Consider the following 19,627-nt stretch of genomic DNA (forward strand, 5'->3'; position numbering starts at 1 on the left):
GGAGATATGTTGTTTAAAAATTATAAAACTTTAAGTAAAATTGAAGTTAAAGAAAAACTTAAAGATAAAAATACGATACTTTTAGATGTTAGAACTGAAGATGAGTATTACGAAAAAAAATTATCAGAAACTATTAACATACCATTGGATGAGCTAGAGGAAAGAATAGCGGAACTCAATAAAGAAAAAACTTATATAACATTTTGTAGAAGTGGGATCAGATCGAAAACAGCAGCACTGATACTTTTAGAAGAGGGATTTAGAGCAGTGTATAATTCACAGGAAGGAATATCTACTTGGGAATAGATTTGACATTCAATACCAGATATGTTATTATAATAAAAAATAAAAAAAGGAGAGTTTTATGAAAAAAGATCAAGTTATATCGAAAAATGTAAATAGACAACCCATACCCCCTAGATAGGGATTTGTGTTTTAAACATTGATAGATGTTTAGGTACAGATCCATTTTGTGTTACAAATTTGGATCTGTATCTAAGGGAGATAACTTGAAGAGTATTTTATAAAATTCTTTAAAATAGAGCCACCTAGATACAACTGTATTTAGGTGGCTTTTTTTATTTAATAAAAATCGGAGGAGTGAAAAATGGTAGGAGTAGAAACGTTTATAACTTTTGGAGTATATCTATTATTTCTAATAGGTGTTGGAGTTTATTTTTATGGAAAAACAACAAATTCGCAAGACTATTTAATTGGTGGAAGAGGGGTAGGAAGTTGGGTGACGGCACTTTCAGCACAGGCTAGTGATATGAGTGGATGGTTGTTGATGGGATTACCAGGGGCTGTATATATGTCGGGGTTTGGGCAAATTTGGGTAGTAATTGGATTGACTATTGGAACATATCTTAACTGGAAGTATATAGCGCCAAAACTAAGAGTAGAAACCGAAATCGAAGATACATTGACATTACCTACATTTTTAGAAAAAAAATTAAAAGATGAAAGTGGTACAATAAGAAAGGTATTGTCTTTAGGAACACTTTTCTTTTTTACAATATACTCATCTTCAGGACTTGTAGCTGCAGGAAAGTTATTTGAGTCGATCTTGGGAATAGATTATAAGGTTGCGGTGGTAATAGGGACGTTAACAATAGTTATATATACATTTATGGGAGGGTATTTAGCATCTTGTTGGACAGATTTTTTTCAAGGGGGGCTGATGTTTATAGCAATTATAGCTGTTCCAATAATGGCTTATTTAGAGATAGGAAGTGTAGAAAATATAAAGAGTGCTATTGAGTTGAAAGGACTTTCATTAAATATATTTAAGTCTTCTGGACAAAATATTGGGGTATTGAGCGTTCTGTCGTCTTTAGCTTGGGGTCTTGGTTATTTTGGTCAACCTCATATACTGGTGAGATTTATGAGTATAAAAGATGTCAATGAATTAAAAAAATCAAGAAAAATAGCAATGGTTTGGGTGATTATTTCTTTGATTGGATCAATCTTGATTGGGATTTTAGGTGTTGGAATTTTTAAAGATGTGTCTCATTTGGGTGGAGATTCTGAAAAAATATTTATATATATGATAAAGAGATTGTTTAATCCATGGATAGCAGGAATTATGCTTGCCGCTGTATTATCTGCTATAATGTCTACAATTGATTCGCAACTTCTTGTATCATCGACGACTTTAACAGAAGATTTTTATAAATATATGAAAAAAGATGTTTCAGATCAAGAGATTATGTGGATTGGAAGAATATGTGTAATAGTTATAGCTTTTTTAGCACTTTTATTTGCACTTAATCCAAATGCTAAAGTTCTTTCTTTAGTATCGTATGCATGGGGTGGATTTGGAATAATTTTTGGACCAGCAATAATATCGGTTTTATATATGAAAGATGTTCAAGCTAAAAGTGTTTTACATGGAATAATTGCAGGTATAGTTGTTTTTCTAGGATGGAAAATCCTTAAATTAGATAATTATATGTATGAGTTGTTGCCTGGATTTATAGCAAATTTTTTGACTGTCTATATAAGTGAAAAAATATATATAAAAAAAATAGTAGAACTTTAATAGAAGGCACAAATTATTTTGTGCCTTCTTCTAATTTTAGAAGAGCTTCTTTCAGACTTAAACCATAGGCATAGCCGGTTAAAGATCCTTTAGAACCGATAACTCTATGGCAAGGAACAACAATTGGAAGAGGATTTTTATTATTAGCCATTCCAACTGCCCTACAGGCTTTTGGATTTCCAATTCTAATAGCGATCTCTTTGTAGCTAACTGTTTGTCCATAAGGAATTTTTAAAAGCTCATTCCAGACTTTGTTCTGAAAATTCGTTCCATTAAATTTTATTGGAAATGTGAATATTTTACGCTGACCATTAAAAAATTCAAGAATTTCTAAAAAAGCATTTTCTATCACAGGATCTAATTTTAATTTTTTTTCTGAGATAGGATTGTTAAGTTCAATTTTAACAATATAACTATCAATACTTTCTATTTTTAGCAGTCCAAACTCAGTTTCAAAGAGATAAAAATATTGGTTCATAAAAACCTCCTAGAGTGAAAAAATAATCTACGACAAGTATACTTTAAAAATAAAAAATTAACAATTTAAATATATAAAATGTATACAATAACAATCTAAAATACTTTAAAAAAAGAATTTAATGTAGTATAATTAATCGTTATGGTTTAATTATTACGATTAATTAAAAGGGAATTAAGTGGAAATCTTAAGCGGTCACGCCACTGTAAAACGGACGAAAATAACAAAGCCACTGAGGAAACTTGGGAAGGGTTATTGGAGAATGAAGTTGAGTCAGGATACCTGCCATAAAAACAAAACTGCGAGAGACAGAAATAGGAGGATTAAATGAACAAAAATTTTATGGTGGTGGGACTACTTTTAACGGCTGGGATTGCTTCAGCACAAGACAGTATAATAAAATTAGATGAAAGTGTTATAACAAGTGAGAATTCAGATGCTACAATTGCGGATATTCCTAAAAATATAACAGTTTTAACAGGGGAAGAAATAGTTCAAAGAGGGGCTCAAACGGTAGCTGAAGCGTTGAAGCTAGTTTCTAGTGTTACGGTGAGAGATATGGGTGGAGCAGATGCTCAGTTTGATGTGAGAGGTCAAGGAGCTACATCTAAATCAAATGTAATTGTTTTGTTGGATGGAGCACCGTTGAACTCAATAGATATGTCAGGATATAAGACGAGTCAAATACCTGTCGATACAATAGAGAGAATAGAAGTAATTCCCTCGGGAGGAGCAGTTTTATACGGTGATGGAGCAATAGGTGGAACTATAAATATCGTAACAAAAGCGCCGTTAAATAAAACTAACTATGGACATATAGGGCTAGAAGTAGGGTCTTATGGAATGTTAAAAAAAGAGGTAGGTTATGGAACTAAAATAGGTGAAAAACTTTTAGTTGAAATTGATTATTTAGATAGAAAAAAAGATGCTTATAGAGATTATCAAAAGGATAATTTAGAAAGTTTTGGGCTTAGAACGAAATATAATTTAGAAAATGGGTATTTAGGTTTGAAATATAATTATTCAAAAACAGATTTTAGATCTGCAGGAGCTTTAACTAAAGAGGAAGTGGATCAAGATAGAGAGCAATCAAGTCCAATGGCGTGGAAAGTTGATGGGAAAACAGAAAAAAATAATTTTTCAGGGGATTATGTTTATGAGATAAATTCAGAGTTGGAATTTAAACTACTTGGTACATATACAGATGAAAACTACTATTCAAAAACAAGAGACTATAAAACAAAGGTTGGCTATGTAAAACCTCAAATGAAATATAAATACACAGATGAAAGCTACTTAGTTTTTGGAACGGATTATTATGATGGTGAAACAGAAATAAAAAAAGGAAGTAATTTAGAAAAAAGTTCATTCGGTGGATATTTAATAAATAGTTATAAAAAAGATAATTTCAAATTAACTCAAGGGTATAGAAGACAAAATATAGAGTATAAAGATAGTCTGGTTGATGAAAAGAAAAAATTCAAAGAGGATGCATTAGAGTTGACAGCGAGCTATCTATATTCTGAAAGTGGCTCAACATATCTGAGTTACACTAAAGGTTTTAGAACCCCAAATACAGATGAGTTAGCTTATTGGGATTCAAACAATGATTTTAAATCACAAACTTCAGAAACTTATGAATTAGGTGCAAAAGATTTTATAGGAAATACATATGCCTCAGGATCAATTTTTTATATAGAGACAGAGAATGAAATTTTCTTTGGATTGACAGATTCAGGGGATAAAAAAAATAGAAATTATGATGGGACAACTAAGAGAAAAGGTGCTGAAATATCTTTAGAACATTATTTTGATAAGTTGACAATTTCAGAATCATTGACATATATGGAGACAGAGTTTAAAGATGGGAAAGAGATTCCGGGAGTTCCTAAAGTTAAAGCAGTATTAAATTTTAACTATAAAATGACAGATAAGTTGACACTTAATAACTCTTGGGAATATTATGGAAAAATGTATGCCAATAGTGATGAGGAAAATAAAGGTGAAAAAGTTGATGATTATATTTTAAGTGGAGTATCTTTAAATTATAATTTTGGAAATGGATTGATAATAAATGGTGGAGTTAATAATCTATTTAATGAAAAATATTATGAATATGTAGGATATGGATCAAAAGGAAATAGTTATTACCCAGCAGCAGAAAGAAACTATTATGCAGGCTTTAAATATAGCTTTTAATTTAAAAAGAGGGACACCTCTTTTTTTATTTTCGAAAAAAATATAAAACAATAAAATATTTTGAGAGTGTATCAGAAAGGTATTCTCTTCTTTGTTTTTTGTACAGATAAATTTTTTCTATATTATGATATAATAGTATAAAAAGTTTTTTAGAGCTGGGGGTTAAGGTGTATAAAATATTAGGTTTATTTTTTTATTTATTCAGTTTAAGTTTTTCAGAAACTGTGGTTGATGGTTTAGGAAGAGAGATAGAAATTCCATTGAAAGTAGAGAGAATAGTATCCACAGTTCCGTCAAATACAGAGCTGATAATAGATATGGGTTTGATTGATAAAATAGTAGGAGTAGATATCTACTCGGAGAAGATATCACAAGAATTAAAAGGTTTAGGAGTTTTAAATACAAATGCTTTAAACGAAGAGAAAATAATTGAGCTAGCACCAGACTTAGTTATTGCATCTTCTCACAATCTATCTAAAGGAGTAGATAGTTTAAAAATATTTGAAGAGTTAGAAATACCTGTTTTTGTTGTACATACGTCTGTAAACTTAGAAGATGTGTGTAATTCAATAGATCAGATGGGAAAGCTGTTAAGTGAACCAGGAAAAGCTAAAGTTTTAAAAAAAAGATATACTGAAAAATTAGATTCAATAAAAAATATGACTTCAAAAATTAAGAAGAGAAGAAGAGTATATTTTGAAATAATGCCAGAACCAATATATACAACTGGGGGTAAGACATTTATAAACAGCATGATAGAGGTCGCAGGTGGAAGAAATATTTTTTCTGAAGAGGGGGGGTGGATAACACCATCTTTAGAAAAGCTAATTGAAAAGAATCCAGAGATAATATTTATTGGAGAAGACAAAAAAGAGTTAGTTGAAGATATAAAAACAAGAGTGGAATGGCAAGATATAGATGCAGTAAAAAACAATAGAATATATGTGGTGGATGAGGGAATTAATAGACCATCAACTAGAGTATTAATAGCATTAGAGCAAATGCAAAAATTATTGGAGGAAAGATGATAAGTTTTAGTTTTGTTCCTAAAGAGGGAGAGAAAAGCATTTTTTTAGAGTGTTTTGAGAGATTAAAAAAAGTAGGGATTTCAGGAATAGAAACTATTGTTGGGGATCATCTTCCGATAGAAGAGTATGAAGCTTATCCTATAGAAGGAGTTCATCTTTTATATTATCCGACTTGGTTAGAGTTTTGGAGAGGTGAAAAAGAAAAAGTGAGAGAAGATTTTTATAATGATGAGGGGATACTAACATATTATAGATCTTTTGATAAAAATATCTTAGTTAAAACTTTTAAAAATCAATTTGAACAAGCAAAAAAATTAAATGTAAAATATATGGTTTTTCATGTTTCGCATGTTCGCCCGAAAGATATATTTACTATGGAATTTGATTATAATTCAGAAGAGGTTTTAAGGGAGTGTTTAGTTATATTAAATGAAGTGTTTAAAGGTGATGGACCGCTTCTTTTATTTGAAAATTTACCTTGGCCAGGGTTAACTTTAAAAAATTATGAGGAAACTAAAATGTTTTTAGATGGAGTTAACTATCGAAATAAAGGGTTACTTCTAGATTTATCTCATATGATTTGTACTGAAAAAACAATTGATAGTTTTGAGGGTGCAGATAATTTTATATTGGAGAATTTGGATGGATTGAGAGAGTTGAGAAATGAAATATATGGAATCCATGTGAATGGAGTTAAATTTGAAAAATATTTAGAGGGAAATTTTTCAAAAAATATTTCAGAGTGGGAAAAGGGTGATAGGAAAGATAAATTCATGATTGAGTGGGAGCATATGAAAAATATAGATCCACACCTTATTTATAGAGGGGATTTAAAAAAAATAGTAGGAGCATTGCCAAACTTGAAACATATAACATTTGAACTTAATTTTAAATCTTTAAATCATTTAGAAGAAGTGGTGACCGAACAGATGAGTTGTTTGAAATAAACTTGATAAAACTAAAGGGTTTTTAGTTCTTAAAATTTTAAAAATATGATATACTTTAAAATATAGAAGTTAAGATTTTCGTGGGAGGAACGATGACACAAGGAAATTTAGAGATAGATAAAAATATAGATGAAACAATTAAAATACAGGATGAGGTAGTTTCAGATCCAAATAAACTTTATAATATTTTAGGTGTTATGTTTGAGACAACAAAAAAAAGATATAGTTTTGAAATTGTTGATGATACACAATACAAAAAGGGAGATAAAGTAATAGTTGATACGATAAGAGGAAAAGAGATAGGTATTGTCTATGGTGGGCCGATGAAATTAGAAGAAAGAGTTTTAGTTTTACCGCTTAAACCTGTTATTAAAAAAGCGACTGAAGAAGAGATTAAAAAGTATGAAGCCTTGAGAGATGAGGCAAAAATAGCCTACAGAACATGCAAGGAAAGAATTCAGCACCATAAATTACCAATGAAGTTAATCGAAACAGAATACACATTTGATAAAACAAAACTTATATTTTATTTTACAGCTGAGGGAAGAATTGACTTTAGAGATTTAGTTAAGGATTTAGCTAATATATTTAAATTAAGGATAGAATTAAGACAAATAGGTGTTAGAGATGAAGCAAGAATATTAGGGAATATAGGTATTTGTGGGAAAGAACTTTGTTGTAGAACATTTATAAATAAGTTTGACTCAGTATCTATAAAAATGGCAAGAGATCAAGGTCTTGTAATAAATCCTACAAAGATCTCAGGTGTTTGTGGAAGATTACTTTGTTGTATAAATTATGAATATAAACAGTACGAAGAGGCGTTAAGAGGATTCCCGGCTGTCAATCAAATGGTAAAAACTCAAAAAGGTGATGGAAAAGTAATGAGTATAAGTCCATTAAACGGATTTTTATACATTGATATTGACTCTAAAGGTATTATGAAAGTTACGATAGATGAGATTAAGTTCAATAAAAAAGAAGCTAAAAAACTTCAGAATGTACTTTCAACAGAAGAGTTACAGCATAAAGTTTTAGAAAAGGAGTAATAAAATTATAATGGTTTTAGAAAATGAGGATATAGCAAATATCTGTGAAGGATATACATTGATTCAAAAAAAAGATGGTTTTAGATTTGGAACGGATGCAGTTCTTTTATCGAATTTCTTTAATGGAAAGAAAAATGCTAAAGTTTTAGAAATAGGAACAGGCAATGGTATAATACCGGTTCTACTTGCAGCTAAAGATAAAATAACTAAAATAAAAGCTGTGGAAATACAACCAGAAATAGCTGAATTAGCTAGAAGAAATGTTATCAGAAATGGATTAGAAGATAAGATTGAAGTAGTTAATGAGGATATAAAAAATATACAAGAGGGAAACAGTTATGATTATATTATTTCTAATCCACCATATATGGTTTTAGATGGGAAAGAAATAAATGATAAAGACATAAAAAGTATCGCTCGACATGAAATAAAGTTAAATTTAAAAGAGTTTATTTCAAATGCAAAAAGGCTTTTAAAACCAAGAGGGGAACTTTTTATGGTTCATAAAAGTTATAGGTTTTTAGAGATTTCTGAGGAGCTTGGCAAAAGTGGATTTTCAGTAAAAAGAGTAAGGTTTGTACATTACTCTAGAGAGAAGGATTCAAGTTTAGTTCTTATAGAAGCTAGTAAAGGGAGAAAAAATATATTAAAAATAGAAACTCCAATTTTTTTGAACGATAATTAGAGATACTTAAGGGAGAGGGGTAGCCTCTCCCTATTTTTAATGGAGGTTGTTATGTTTAAATTAAATTCTAAATATAGTCCAACAGGAGATCAACCAGAAGCTATAAAATCGCTTTTAAAAGCTTTGAGTGAGAATGTCAAAGATCAAACTTTGTTGGGAGTAACAGGATCGGGGAAAACATTTACAATAGCAAACATAATAAAGGAAACAGGTAGAGCGGCATTGATTTTAGCACCAAATAAAACATTGGCAGCCCAACTTTATTCAGAATATAAAAGTTTTTTTCCAGAAAATGCGGTGGAGTATTTTGTATCATATTATGATTACTATCAACCGGAAGCATATATTGCATCAACGGATACGTATATAGAAAAAGATTCTTCGATAAATGATGAGATTGATAAACTTAGAAATGCGGCAACTGCAGCATTGATAAATAGAAAAGATGTTATAATAGTGGCTTCAGTTTCAGCAATCTATGGCTTGGGATCACCAGAAATATACAAAAAGTTAACAATAGCAATAGATAGAAAAACTGGTTATAATAGGAAAAAATTGATTTCTAAATTGATAGAGTTGAGATATGAAAGAAATGATACGTCTTTTGAAAGAGGAAAGTTTAGAGTGAAGGGGGATGTAATAGATATTTATCCATCTTATATGGAAAGTGGATATCGAATTGAGTTCTGGGGAGATGACATAGAAGAGATTTCCGAAATAAACACTTTGACAGGTCAGAAAATAAAAAAAAATATAGAAAGAATAGCGATTTCACCAGCGACCCACTATGTTACAGAAGAGGGAGAACAAGAAAGGATTATAGAGGATATAAAAAAAGATTTACAAATAGAAGTTCAAAATTTTGAAAACTCAGGAAAGCTTTTAGAAGCACAAAGATTAAAACAAAGAACCGAATATGATTTAGAGATGATAAGAGAGGTTGGGTACTGCAAAGGTATAGAGAATTACTCGAGGTATCTAACAAGAAAAACTCCAGGTGAAAAACCAGATACACTGATGGATTATTTTCCAAAAGATTTTATAGTGTATATAGATGAATCTCATATAGGAGTACCACAGATAAGAGGGATGTACAACGGAGATAGAGCTAGAAAAACAGCTCTGGTAGAAAATGGATTTAGGCTAAAATCAGCACTTGACAATAGACCTTTGACGTTTGATGAATTTAGAGGGAATTGCGGTCAAACTATTTTTGTTACAGCTACTCCAGGAGATTTTGAAATAGAGAAGTCATCAGGTCATATATCTGAACAACTAGTTAGACCTACAGGGATATTAGATCCAAAAATAGAGGTCAGAGAGACAAAAAATCAAGTGGACAATCTTTTAGAAGAGATAAGAAAAAATGTAGAAAAAAAAGAAAGAGTATTGATTACAACACTAACAAAAAAGATGGCGGAGGAGTTAACAGAATTTTATTTAACTCTTGGTGTTAGAGTGAAATATATGCACTCAGATATTGATACACTAGAAAGAATAGAGATAATAAAAGGACTGAGAAAAGGGGAGTTTGATGTTCTTGTAGGGATAAATCTATTGAGAGAAGGACTTGATATACCAGAGGTTTCACTTGTAGCAATTTTAGAAGCCGATAAAGAAGGGTTTTTAAGAAGCAAAAGATCACTTGTTCAAACAATAGGAAGAGCCGCAAGAAATGTTGATGGAAGAGTTATTTTATATGGAGATGTGATGACACAATCTATGTGTTATGCTATAGATGAAACAAATAGAAGAAGAGTGAAACAACATGAGTATAATTTATCTCATGGAATAGAGCCAAAAACTATTTATAGAGAAGTTTCAGAATCGGTTTTTACTTGGGCAAATGAAGAGGAAAAAATAATAGAGTCAAACCACTTTACAAGTAAACAAGACATTGAAAAAGAAATTTCTAAGCTTTTAAAAGAGATAAAGAAATTATCGGAAGAGTTAGACTTTGAAAAAGCAATCTCAAAGAGAGATGAAATGAATAAATTAAAAATGATCTTATTGGAGTTGTAGGAGAGTTATGGAAGAAAAATTTTATACAGTGACAGAGTTTAATAGATTGGTAAAATCATATTTAGATGGAAATCCAAATTTTCAAGAGTTTTTTTTAAGTGGAGAACTTTCAGGAGTAACTTATTATAAAAGTGGGCATCTATATTTCACATTAAAAGATAAGCAAAGCCAAATAAAATGTGCTGCTTTTAATTATAAATATAAAAAAATCCCTGATAATTTAAAAGAAGGAGATTCAGTAAAAATATTTGGAGATGTTGGGTTTTATGAAACAAGAGGAGATTTTCAAATTTTAATTAGACATATACAAAAGGAAGACAAACTGGGAGAGATGTTTGCTAAATTAGAAAAATTAAAAAGCGATTTGGAAAAAGAAGGCGTGTTTTCAGCACTATTTAAAAAACAATTACCTAAGTATCCAAATGCTATTGGGGTTGTTACAGCGTATACAGGAGCTGCATTTCATGATATAGTAAATACTACAAGAAAGAGATTTGGAAATATAGATATCTACATATACTCGGCAAAGGTTCAAGGTGTTGGTGCCAAAGAAGAGATTGTGAAGGGAATTGAAACTTTGAATAAAATTCCAGAAATAGATTTGATTATAGCTGGGCGTGGTGGTGGAAGTGTTGAAGATCTATGGGCTTTCAATGAGGAAGAGGTTGCAAGAGCTTTTTATAAAAGTGAAAAACCAATAATTTCTGCAGTAGGACATGAGATAGATAATTTGTTGAGTGATTTGGTAGCTGATGTGAGAGCAGCAACCCCAACCCAAGCAATAGAGATAGCAATTCCTGTAAAAGAGGAGATAGAAGAAAGATTACAAAGCAAAGAGAACCTTTTGAAAAAAACTGTCCAAAGTTTAGTTAAGACCAAAAAGGAAAAACTTCAGACTTTAAGAAGTAATTATATACTAAAAAATTTCCAAAAAACTGTAACAGAAAAAAATCAAAGCTTAATTTTAAAAGAGGAAAAAATTGAGAAAATTTTAGAAAAAATTTTAATAGATAAAAAGCATGATATGGAAATGAGAGTTGAAAAAATATTGACATTGAATCCAATATCAACTTTAAAAAGAGGATACAGTATAACAAAATTAGATGGAAAGATAATAAAAAATAGTTCAGAGTTAAAAGTTGGAGAAAGAGTGGAAACTATTTTTAATAGAGGAAAAGTAACGAGTTTAATAGAGGAGATTGTAGAATGAAAAGAATAATAGGAATGTTGTTTATAATTTTTAATATATGTGCTCTAGCGGATCAAAGACCTCCGTATATCCAGACATTGGAGAGTCAAATATCAAGAGAGGATGACAGAGATAAGGCTGCTGTCATTATAAAAGAGTATGAAAAATATTTTAAAAGTTATTTAAATTCAATGAGTGGAAATGAAAGTGGTATATTTTATCTGGGAGACCAATATTTTAGAAATAGAAAGTATGAGAGAGCAGCTCAAATATTTAGTAGTAATATTGATAGCTCAAGAAATATATTTGGAGCAGCAACATCATATAGATTTATAGGTGATTATAATAAAGCTGTGGATTTTTATAGTGTTGCAATAAGTTTAGAGCCCACAATGAAAGAAGCTTATCTAGGAAGAGGATTGGCATATAGGAATTTAGGAAGATATAATAAAGCCATAGATGATATTCAAGTATATATGAACTATGCACCATCAGTAGATGGGTTTTTAGCTTTAGGAGACATATATTTAGCTGAAAAAAAAATTGATATGGCCAGAGAAATTCTTCAAGAAGGAAGAAGACTTTTTCCCCAGTCAAAAGAGATTAGTGCTATGCTAACATCAACATATTCGAGATAAAGGAGTGTGGTTATGGGGTGGTATCGTCTAAAATTGAATGGACTTAAAAGCAGTAAGATAAGAGTTTTGATGTTAAACTATCGAAGATATAAAGAGTTGCTTATTGAAGATACAGAAGTCTTAAAAGAGAAGTTTAATTTTGATGATGAGGATATTAAAATAATTCAAAGGTCGATAGAGTGCCAAAAATATATAGATTTTCTGGAATATTTGGAAAGAAATAGGATAGGAATAATCGATATGAACGATTATCGATATCCAGAACTTTTGAAAAATATATCTAAACCTCCTATATTTATTTTTTTTAAAGGGGACATCAATCTTTTAGAAAAAGAGCGAATGATATCTATTGTGGGAACAAGAAGAGCGACTAAATATGGCGAGGGCTGTGTGAGCCAAATATTGAAAGATTTGGTTGAAGCGGATGTGGTAGTAGTCAGTGGGTTAGCTTTAGGGATAGATACAATAGCACATCAAGAAACTCTAGAGCTAAAAGGAAAAACGATAGCTGTGTTAGGATGTGGAATAGATATAATTTATCCGAAAGGAAATATAGGCTTAAGAAGAAATATTGAGAAGTATGGACTTGTAATTTCAGAGTTCCCTTTAGGAACTAAACCTTCACCTCAAAATTTTCCTATAAGAAATAGAATAATATCAGGTTTGTCAAAGGGTGTGCTTTTGATTGAGAGCGCCTTAAAAGGAGGAAGTTTGATAACAGCCGGATTGGCACTTGAAGAGGGACGAGATGTTTTTGCAGTACCAGGAGACATAAGTGCTCCTTTTTCAAAAGGATGCAATTCATTGATAAGAGATTCATTAGCTAAACTGATTATTTCAGGTGAAGATATTTTAAAAGAGTATCTTTGGTTGAAAAAAACAGAGCTTGGAGAAAATTTAAATAAGCTTATTGGAAAAAAATTAAAAATATATAACATTTTAAAAACAAAAATGCATTTAGAAGAGATAAAGGAATTAAGTGGCATTGAAACTGGTGAATTGCTGGGTTATTTAATGGAAATGGAGATGGAAAGATATGTTCAAAGTTTACCTGCTGGATACTATAGAAGGCGTGTTTAAAATGGAAACTTTAGTACGTTAGTTGATTTTTTTACCATTTTCTAATATAATTAAGAGCGAATAATGTATATAGAGAAAAATTTAGGGGTGAAATATAGTGGCGAAAAAAAATTTAGTTATAGTGGAATCTCCTGCAAAAGCAAAAACAATAGAAAAGATTTTGGGTAAAAACTTTCATGTTACAGCATCTTTTGGTCATGTGAGGGACCTACCTAAAAGTAAAATAGGAGTGGACGTAGAGGATGGATTTAAACCTAGCTACTCTACAATTAGGGGAAAAGGGGATGTAATAAAAACATTAAAGGATTTGGCAAAAAAATCAGATAAAGTTTATTTAGCATCCGATCCGGATAGAGAAGGGGAAGCCATAGCTTGGCATATAGCTCAAACATTAAAATTAGATGCAAATGAATCTAATCGAATAGAGTTTAATGAAATAACAAATGGAGCTATACGTGAAGCTATAAAAAATCCAAGAAAAGTGGATGTAAACAGAGTAAATGCCCAACAAGCAAGAAGAATATTGGATAGACTTGTAGGATATGAAATAAGTCCGCTTTTATGGAAAACAATATCCTCAAATACAAGTGCTGGAAGGGTTCAATCGGTTGCTTTGAAATTGATATGTGATTTAGAAGATAAGATTAAAAAATTTATTCCAGAAAAATTTTGGGATATAAAGGGTGAGTTTGAGAATAAAATGAATCTAGCTCTTTATAAAATAAAAGGAAAAAGATTTGAAAGAGTTGTAGATGAAGATATTGTAAATGATGTTAAATTAACTTTAAAATCAGAGTACAGTGTGATTGGTTCAAAAGTTACAAAAAAAGTAAAAAATCCACCGTTACCATTAAAAACAAGTACGTTACAGCAACTATCGTCATCATATCTAGGGTTTTCAGCTTCAAAGACAATGTCTGTAGCTCAAGGACTTTATGAGGGAATGAGTATAGATGGGAATCAAAAAGGACTGATTACTTATATGAGAACCGATTCTACAAGAATATCAGACGAAGCAAAAGGTATGGCTCAAAGCTATATAATAGAAACTTTTGGGAATGATTATTTAGGAAAAGAAGCTGTCAAAAAGAAAAAAGAAGAAAAAATTCAGGATGCTCACGAAGCAGTTAGACCTACGGATATATACTTGACACCAGATAAAATAAAAAAAGAATTGACACCAGATCAGTATAAATTGTATAAACTTATTTGGGAGAGATTTATGATTTCTCAATTGGCACCAATGCAATATGAGCAATTTGAAATAGTTGTTGAAAATGGTGAATATCAATTTAGAGGAACTTTAAATAAAATAATTTTTGACGGATATTACAAAGTGTTTAAAGATGAAGAGGAATTACCTTTAGGAGAGTTTCCAAATATAGATGAAGGAGATTTGCTAAAATTAAAAAAATTAAATATAAAAGAAGATTGGACAAAAGCTCCATCGCGATTGACAGAGTCCTCTTTAGTAAAAAAATTAGAGGCAGATGGGATTGGGAGACCTTCAACATATGCAGCAATTATTGAAACTTTAAAGAAGAGAGAGTATGTTATTTTAGAGGGCAAAAGTTTTGTACCAACAGAGTTAGGGTATGAGGTAAAAACTATTCTTGAGAAAAACTTTAAAGATATTATGGATGTTAAATTTACAGCATCTCTAGAGGATGGATTAGATTTAGTTGAAGAAGGTGAAAGAAACTGGGTAGAGATTCTAGAGAATTTTTATTCAAAATTGTCAAAAGATTTAGAACTATATAAAGCTAAGGTGGAAGAAGAATCAAATAGAATAATCATGTCAGATATGCCTTGTCCATGTGGAACTGGCTTTATGATAATGAAAAATGGTAGATTCGGAAGATATCTATGCTGTAGAAATGAAGAGTGCAAAGAGAAGTATTCTCTAAAAGGTGTTTTAATATCGTTGGAGGATATAAAAAAAGGAGAAATAAAGGTTAAAGAACTTCTAGAAGAACAAATTAGAGTTAAACAGGGGAAAATGACTGATGTAAGCTTGAGTAATGGAACTAAACTCCTTTTAAAATTGGGTAGATTTGGTAGCTATTTAGAGAGTGAAAACTTTAAAGAGGACAATGAGAGAGTTTCTTTACCAGGTGAGGTAAAAAAATTATTAGTGAACGGATCAATTGAAGAGAAAGATGGAGTAGTTCAATTGAAATGGATAATGGATAAAATTGAAAAAGAAGAAGAGGAAATTTTGAAAAATGCCGGTAACTGTGAAAAATGTGGTAAACCATTTAAAATAGGAAGAGGAAGATGGGGTAAATTTTTAGCATGTACAGGATATCCAGAATGTAAAAACATAAAAAAATTAGATAAAAAAGACTAAAAGGACTCGCCTTTTTGGGCGAGACTTTTGTGTGTAATTTAAAAGGAGTTATTGATGATAAAGAAAGAAGTAGTGGTAATCGGTGCTGGTTTAGCGGGAGCTGAAGCAGCTTATCAATTAGCAAAGAATGGTATAAAGGTAAAGTTATATGAGATGAGACCTAAAGTTAGTACAGAAGCTCACAAAAGTGAGAAATTTGCAGAATTAGTTTGCAGTAATTCTTTGGGTGGAGATCATTTGGGGAATGCCTCAGGACTTATGAAAGAGGAACTAAGAAGAATGGGTTCACTTCTTATAGAGGTGGCAGATGCAACGAAAGTTCCAGCAGGGCAAGCTCTGGCAGTGGATAGAGAAGGGTTTTCTCAAATAATAACAGAGAGATTATATTCTATGGAAAATATAGAAATAATTAATGAGGAACTAAAAGAGATACCAAAAGATAAGGTAGTTTTAATAGCTAGTGGACCCTTAACATCAGAAGCTTTATCCAAAAATATAGCACAGATATTGGATCAAGAGTATTTATACTTTTATGATGCAGCAGCTCCAATAGTAACTCTTGAATCAATAGATAGAGATAAAGTATACTTCCAGTCTAGATATGGAAAAGGAGAAGGAGAGTACATAAATTGTCCTATGACAAAAGATGAATATGAAATTTTTTACAACGCATTAATAACAGCGGAAAGAGCCCCTATGAAAAAATTTGAAGAGGAAAAACTATTTGAGGGATGTATGCCAGTTGAAAGAATAGCTCAAAGAGGAATAAAAACTCTTTTATTTGGTCCATTAAAACCAAAGGGATTAACAAATCCTAAAACGGATAGATGGGACCATGCAGTTGTACAATTGAGACAAGATGATAAAGATGGAAGATTATATAATCTTGTAGGATTTCAAACAAATCTTAAATGGGGAGAACAAAAAAGAGTATTTTCTATGATTCCAGGACTTGAGAATGCAGAATTTATAAGATATGGAGTTATGCACAGAAATACATTCATAGATTCGACTAAGCTTTTAACACCGGCTTTAAATCTAAAAAGTGATGACAATATATATTTTGCAGGTCAAATAACTGGTGGAGAAGGTTATGTTTGTGCAATTGCAACAGGACTTATGGCTGCAACAAATATAATTAGAAAATTTGATGGGAAAGATCCTATAATTTTAGATGATAGAAGTTCAATAGGAGCAATTATAAAATACATAACAGAAGAAAAGAAAAACTTTCAGCCTATGGGACCAAATTTTGGAATAATTAAATCACTGGATGAAAGAATTAGAGATAAAAAAGAAAAGTACAATAAAATATCAAAAATAGCTTTAGATTATCTTGAGGAAAAATTAACTCAAGAGAAATAAAAAGGAGCATATAATGAACGGTCTTAATTTGATGATTCATATAAAAGAGTTTCTTTATCATTGTGAATTTGCTGAGGGGAAAAGCCTAAACACAATTAAATCTTTAAAAATAGATCTATTTAGATTTAATGAATATATATTGAAGACTAAAAATTTAGAGAAAATCTCCGAAATTGATACTTTCAATTTTAGAGAATTTTTAGTAGAGTTACAAAAAGAAAATATAGGTAAAAGATCTCTTAATAGAAAAATATCTTCTATGAGATCATTTTTTAAATATTTAAAAGAAACTCAAAAAATTAAAAGAGATCCAACTCAGTTGATTGTGGCACCAAGTTACGATAAAGGGGTGCCAGATGTTCTAAGTACTGAGGATATAAATGGATTGAGAGAGTCAATAGAAATAAAAAATTACCACAACCTAAGAGATAGGCTAATAGTGGAGTTACTTTACTCAAGTGGAATTACCTCACAGGAGCTTTTAGGATTAGGGGAGGAAGTTTTTAATATAGATGAAAGAGAAGTTATAGTGAGCAGTTTTAAAAAATCAAGAGTAGTCTATTTCAGTGAAAGAACAAGAGAGTATTTTAAAAGATATATAGAGGCTAAAAAAGATAAATTAAAGGAAAAATACAAGAGTGATATACTTTTTGTAAATGGTTCAGGAACAAGGTTAACAGATAGATCTCTGAGAAGACTTATAGATAGATATGCTATAAGAGCAGGGATTGAAAAAGAGATAAGTCCACATAGTTTTAGACATACTTTTGCAGTTCATATGTTGGAACATGGGATGAAAGTGAACCAATTGCAGAAACTATTGGGACATAGTAGTTTAGATTCAACAAAAGTTTATATAGAGGCTTTAGATAAAAAAAGAAAAAAAGAGATTTTTATAAATTAATAAGGTTATAAATTATTGATATATATTTATATTAAAAGGAGTGTTTATGAGTAAGAAATGTATAGGTTGTGGAATAGAACTTCAAGGAGAAAATCCAAACTTTAATGGATATTTACCAACATCGGTTTTAGAAGGACCAAGCAAAGAGTTATTGTGTCAAAGATGTTTTAAAATAAAAAATTATGGTCAGTATATCCCTACAAAGATGTCAAAGGAAGACTATAAAAATGAAGTTAGAAAGAGTCTTAAAGAAGCAGATGTAGCGATACCTGTTTTTGATATTATAGACTTTGAAGGTTCTTTTAATGATGAAATTTTAGATATTTTAAGAGAGATGGACTCGATAGTAGTTATAAATAAATTGGACTTAATACCGGATCAAAAGCATCCATCAGAAGTTGCGGATTGGGTAAAAAAGAGATTGGCTGAAGAGGGAGTTGCTCCTTTAGATATCGCCATAGTTAGTTCAAAAAATGGATACGGAATTAATGGTATTTTCAAGAAAGTGAAGCATTTTTATCCTGATGGAGCAACTGCTCTAGTTTTAGGGGTAACAAATGTTGGAAAATCAAGTATTATAAATAAGTTAATAGGAGCCAAAAGAGTAACAGTTTCTAAGTTTCCAGGAACAACACTTAAAAGTGTAAAGACAGAGATCCCTTTTTCTAAGATAACACTAATTGATACACCTGGATTAATTCCCGAGGGAAGATTTTCTGATTTTGTGTGCCAAGAGTGTAATCAAACTCTAATTCCTGCAAATGAGATATCTAGAAAAACATATAAGGTTCAAAAAGATAGAGTTATTCTAATTGGTGGAATGATTCAAGTCAAAGTTTTAAATGACGATGATTTAAAACCTATATTTGCATTATACGCCTCAAAAGATGTTACATTCCATGAAACTAATATAGAAAAAGCAAAAGAGTTATTAGAAAAAGCGGATTTTATAACACCACCGTGTAGCAAATGTAAAGCAGATTTTGATAAAATTGAAAAATCTACAGTTGAGTATACTGTTGAAACAGGAGAAGAGTTAGTTTTTAAAGGACTTGGATGGATATCTGTAAAAAGAGGGCCGTTGAAGGTTGAAATATTAGCTCCAAAAGATGGAGATATTATAGTTAGAGACGCCTTCATAAAACCTAAGAGATAAGAGGTAAATATGACAAAAGAGAGCAAAATAGCTATTATAAATGGAGTTATAAATGTAGCTGTAACAGTTCTTTTTATTTATCTAGCAATGAGAGGAATTGATGATTTAACAGGGACATATAAAATTGATGAAACAGTTAGAAATACGAAAGAGTTGAGAATTGCTTTAGAAAAATATTATCAATTGACAGGAAACTATCCAGAGTTGACTAAATCGGGAGCAAATATAGACTTACACGTCTTAGATTACGTAGATAAAGATGATAGGAAAATATCATTTGCAGAGATATACGGACGAAAAAGTATAGCAAAAACTTACGGAAATAACTCATTGATAGCTTCAAATGAGATTTATGATGTTCAAAATTTTAAAAATACAAGTAAAAATGGTGGATGGAATTATAATTATTCACAAAAGACAGGGGAGATCCATCCAAACCTTCCCGAAGATATATATGTAGAAAAAGTTAATTGGAATAAACAATAGATGGAGGAAT

The 19,627-nt window shown here is 30.8% G+C and carries 17 protein-coding genes and 1 riboswitch; of the genes, 16 read left to right on the forward strand and 1 reads right to left on the reverse strand.

Annotated features, from left to right (window positions below; genetic code table 11):
• Window positions 1-6 precede the first annotated feature (6 nt).
• Both Q0V67_RS02705 and putP read left to right on the forward strand, forming a co-directional pair.
• A complete protein-coding gene (locus Q0V67_RS02705; protein ID WP_297596813.1) occupies window positions 7-306 on the forward strand; it encodes a rhodanese-like domain-containing protein in 300 nt (99 codons plus the stop codon).
• A gap of 301 nt (window positions 307-607) precedes the next feature.
• On the forward strand, window positions 608-2,041 hold the full coding sequence (gene putP, locus Q0V67_RS02710) for a sodium/proline symporter PutP (protein WP_297596815.1): 1,434 nt from the start codon (window positions 608-610) through the stop codon (window positions 2,039-2,041).
• A 13-nt stretch (window positions 2,042-2,054) separates the two neighbouring features.
• Here putP and Q0V67_RS02715 read toward each other — a convergent pair whose 3' ends face one another.
• Window positions 2,055-2,519 (reverse strand): methylated-DNA--[protein]-cysteine S-methyltransferase, encoded by a 465-nt coding sequence (locus Q0V67_RS02715; RefSeq protein ID WP_297596817.1) that lies wholly within the window; start codon window positions 2,517-2,519, stop codon window positions 2,055-2,057.
• Window positions 2,520-2,644: 125 nt separating this feature from the next.
• Window positions 2,645-2,824: riboswitch (cobalamin riboswitch) on the forward strand.
• A gap of 22 nt (window positions 2,825-2,846) precedes the next feature.
• Here Q0V67_RS02715 and Q0V67_RS02720 point away from each other — a divergent pair.
• From Q0V67_RS02720 to Q0V67_RS02785, 14 genes are all read left to right on the forward strand, one after another.
• On the forward strand, window positions 2,847-4,718 hold the full coding sequence (locus Q0V67_RS02720; RefSeq protein ID WP_297596820.1) for a TonB-dependent receptor: 1,872 nt from the start codon (window positions 2,847-2,849) through the stop codon (window positions 4,716-4,718).
• Window positions 4,719-4,885: 167 nt separating this feature from the next.
• Window positions 4,886-5,746: an ABC transporter substrate-binding protein gene (locus tag Q0V67_RS02725; RefSeq protein WP_297596822.1), complete on the forward strand. Its 861-nt coding sequence runs from the start codon at window positions 4,886-4,888 to the stop codon at window positions 5,744-5,746.
• Window positions 5,743-6,693, forward strand: coding sequence for a TIM barrel protein (locus Q0V67_RS02730; RefSeq protein ID WP_297596824.1), 951 nt, complete (start codon window positions 5,743-5,745; stop codon window positions 6,691-6,693). Before Q0V67_RS02725 ends, Q0V67_RS02730 begins: the two co-directional genes overlap by 4 nt.
• A gap of 92 nt (window positions 6,694-6,785) precedes the next feature.
• Window positions 6,786-7,742, forward strand: a complete 957-nt coding sequence (locus tag Q0V67_RS02735) for a stage 0 sporulation family protein (RefSeq protein ID WP_297596826.1) — start codon at window positions 6,786-6,788, stop codon at window positions 7,740-7,742.
• A 10-nt stretch (window positions 7,743-7,752) separates the two neighbouring features.
• Window positions 7,753-8,427, forward strand: a complete 675-nt coding sequence (locus tag Q0V67_RS02740; RefSeq protein WP_297596827.1) for a methyltransferase — start codon at window positions 7,753-7,755, stop codon at window positions 8,425-8,427.
• Between the two features lie 39 nt (window positions 8,428-8,466).
• Window positions 8,467-10,449, forward strand: a complete 1,983-nt coding sequence (gene uvrB, locus Q0V67_RS02745) for an excinuclease ABC subunit UvrB (protein ID WP_297596829.1) — start codon at window positions 8,467-8,469, stop codon at window positions 10,447-10,449.
• A 7-nt stretch (window positions 10,450-10,456) separates the two neighbouring features.
• Entirely contained in the window at window positions 10,457-11,659 is a 1,203-nt protein-coding gene (xseA, locus tag Q0V67_RS02750) for an exodeoxyribonuclease VII large subunit (protein ID WP_297596831.1), read from the forward strand.
• Window positions 11,656-12,276 (forward strand): tetratricopeptide repeat protein, encoded by a 621-nt coding sequence (locus tag Q0V67_RS02755; RefSeq protein WP_297596833.1) that lies wholly within the window; start codon window positions 11,656-11,658, stop codon window positions 12,274-12,276. Before xseA ends, Q0V67_RS02755 begins: the two co-directional genes overlap by 4 nt.
• 12 nt (window positions 12,277-12,288) lie before the next feature.
• Window positions 12,289-13,356, forward strand: a complete 1,068-nt coding sequence (gene dprA / locus Q0V67_RS02760; RefSeq protein ID WP_297596834.1) for a DNA-processing protein DprA — start codon at window positions 12,289-12,291, stop codon at window positions 13,354-13,356.
• Between the two features lie 97 nt (window positions 13,357-13,453).
• Entirely contained in the window at window positions 13,454-15,706 is a 2,253-nt protein-coding gene (gene topA, locus Q0V67_RS02765) for a type I DNA topoisomerase (RefSeq protein WP_297596835.1), read from the forward strand.
• A 57-nt stretch (window positions 15,707-15,763) separates the two neighbouring features.
• The gene (gene trmFO / locus Q0V67_RS02770) at window positions 15,764-17,071 is read left to right on the forward strand and encodes a methylenetetrahydrofolate--tRNA-(uracil(54)-C(5))-methyltransferase (FADH(2)-oxidizing) TrmFO (protein ID WP_297596941.1); all 1,308 of its coding nucleotides are present in this window, start codon (window positions 15,764-15,766) and stop codon (window positions 17,069-17,071) included.
• Window positions 17,072-17,084: 13 nt separating this feature from the next.
• Entirely contained in the window at window positions 17,085-17,975 is an 891-nt protein-coding gene (locus Q0V67_RS02775; RefSeq protein ID WP_297596836.1) for a tyrosine-type recombinase/integrase, read from the forward strand.
• A 46-nt stretch (window positions 17,976-18,021) separates the two neighbouring features.
• Window positions 18,022-19,131, forward strand: coding sequence for a ribosome biogenesis GTPase YqeH (gene yqeH, locus Q0V67_RS02780; RefSeq protein ID WP_297596837.1), 1,110 nt, complete (start codon window positions 18,022-18,024; stop codon window positions 19,129-19,131).
• 9 nt (window positions 19,132-19,140) lie between these two features.
• On the forward strand, window positions 19,141-19,617 hold the full coding sequence (locus tag Q0V67_RS02785; RefSeq protein ID WP_297596838.1) for a hypothetical protein: 477 nt from the start codon (window positions 19,141-19,143) through the stop codon (window positions 19,615-19,617).
• Window positions 19,618-19,627 lie beyond the last annotated feature (10 nt).

Source organism: uncultured Cetobacterium sp. (assembly GCF_947072685.1).
Taxonomy (GTDB): Bacteria; Fusobacteriota; Fusobacteriia; order Fusobacteriales; family Fusobacteriaceae; genus Cetobacterium_A.

Coding starts and splice junctions, on each gene's coding strand:
- Q0V67_RS02705 (WP_297596813.1), top strand. CDS start 7: ATGTTGTTTAAAAATTATAAAACTTTAAGTAAAATTGAAGTTAAAGAA.
- putP (WP_297596815.1), top strand. CDS start 608: ATGGTAGGAGTAGAAACGTTTATAACTTTTGGAGTATATCTATTATTT.
- Q0V67_RS02715 (WP_297596817.1), bottom strand. CDS start 2,519: ATGAACCAATATTTTTATCTCTTTGAAACTGAGTTTGGACTGCTAAAA.
- Q0V67_RS02720 (WP_297596820.1), top strand. CDS start 2,847: ATGAACAAAAATTTTATGGTGGTGGGACTACTTTTAACGGCTGGGATT.
- Q0V67_RS02730 (WP_297596824.1), top strand. CDS start 5,743: ATGATAAGTTTTAGTTTTGTTCCTAAAGAGGGAGAGAAAAGCATTTTT.
- Q0V67_RS02735 (WP_297596826.1), top strand. CDS start 6,786: ATGACACAAGGAAATTTAGAGATAGATAAAAATATAGATGAAACAATT.
- Q0V67_RS02740 (WP_297596827.1), top strand. CDS start 7,753: ATGGTTTTAGAAAATGAGGATATAGCAAATATCTGTGAAGGATATACA.
- uvrB (WP_297596829.1), top strand. CDS start 8,467: ATGGAGGTTGTTATGTTTAAATTAAATTCTAAATATAGTCCAACAGGA.
- xseA (WP_297596831.1), top strand. CDS start 10,457: ATGGAAGAAAAATTTTATACAGTGACAGAGTTTAATAGATTGGTAAAA.
- Q0V67_RS02755 (WP_297596833.1), top strand. CDS start 11,656: ATGAAAAGAATAATAGGAATGTTGTTTATAATTTTTAATATATGTGCT.
- dprA (WP_297596834.1), top strand. CDS start 12,289: ATGGGGTGGTATCGTCTAAAATTGAATGGACTTAAAAGCAGTAAGATA.
- Q0V67_RS02775 (WP_297596836.1), top strand. CDS start 17,085: ATGAACGGTCTTAATTTGATGATTCATATAAAAGAGTTTCTTTATCAT.
- yqeH (WP_297596837.1), top strand. CDS start 18,022: ATGAGTAAGAAATGTATAGGTTGTGGAATAGAACTTCAAGGAGAAAAT.
- Q0V67_RS02785 (WP_297596838.1), top strand. CDS start 19,141: ATGACAAAAGAGAGCAAAATAGCTATTATAAATGGAGTTATAAATGTA.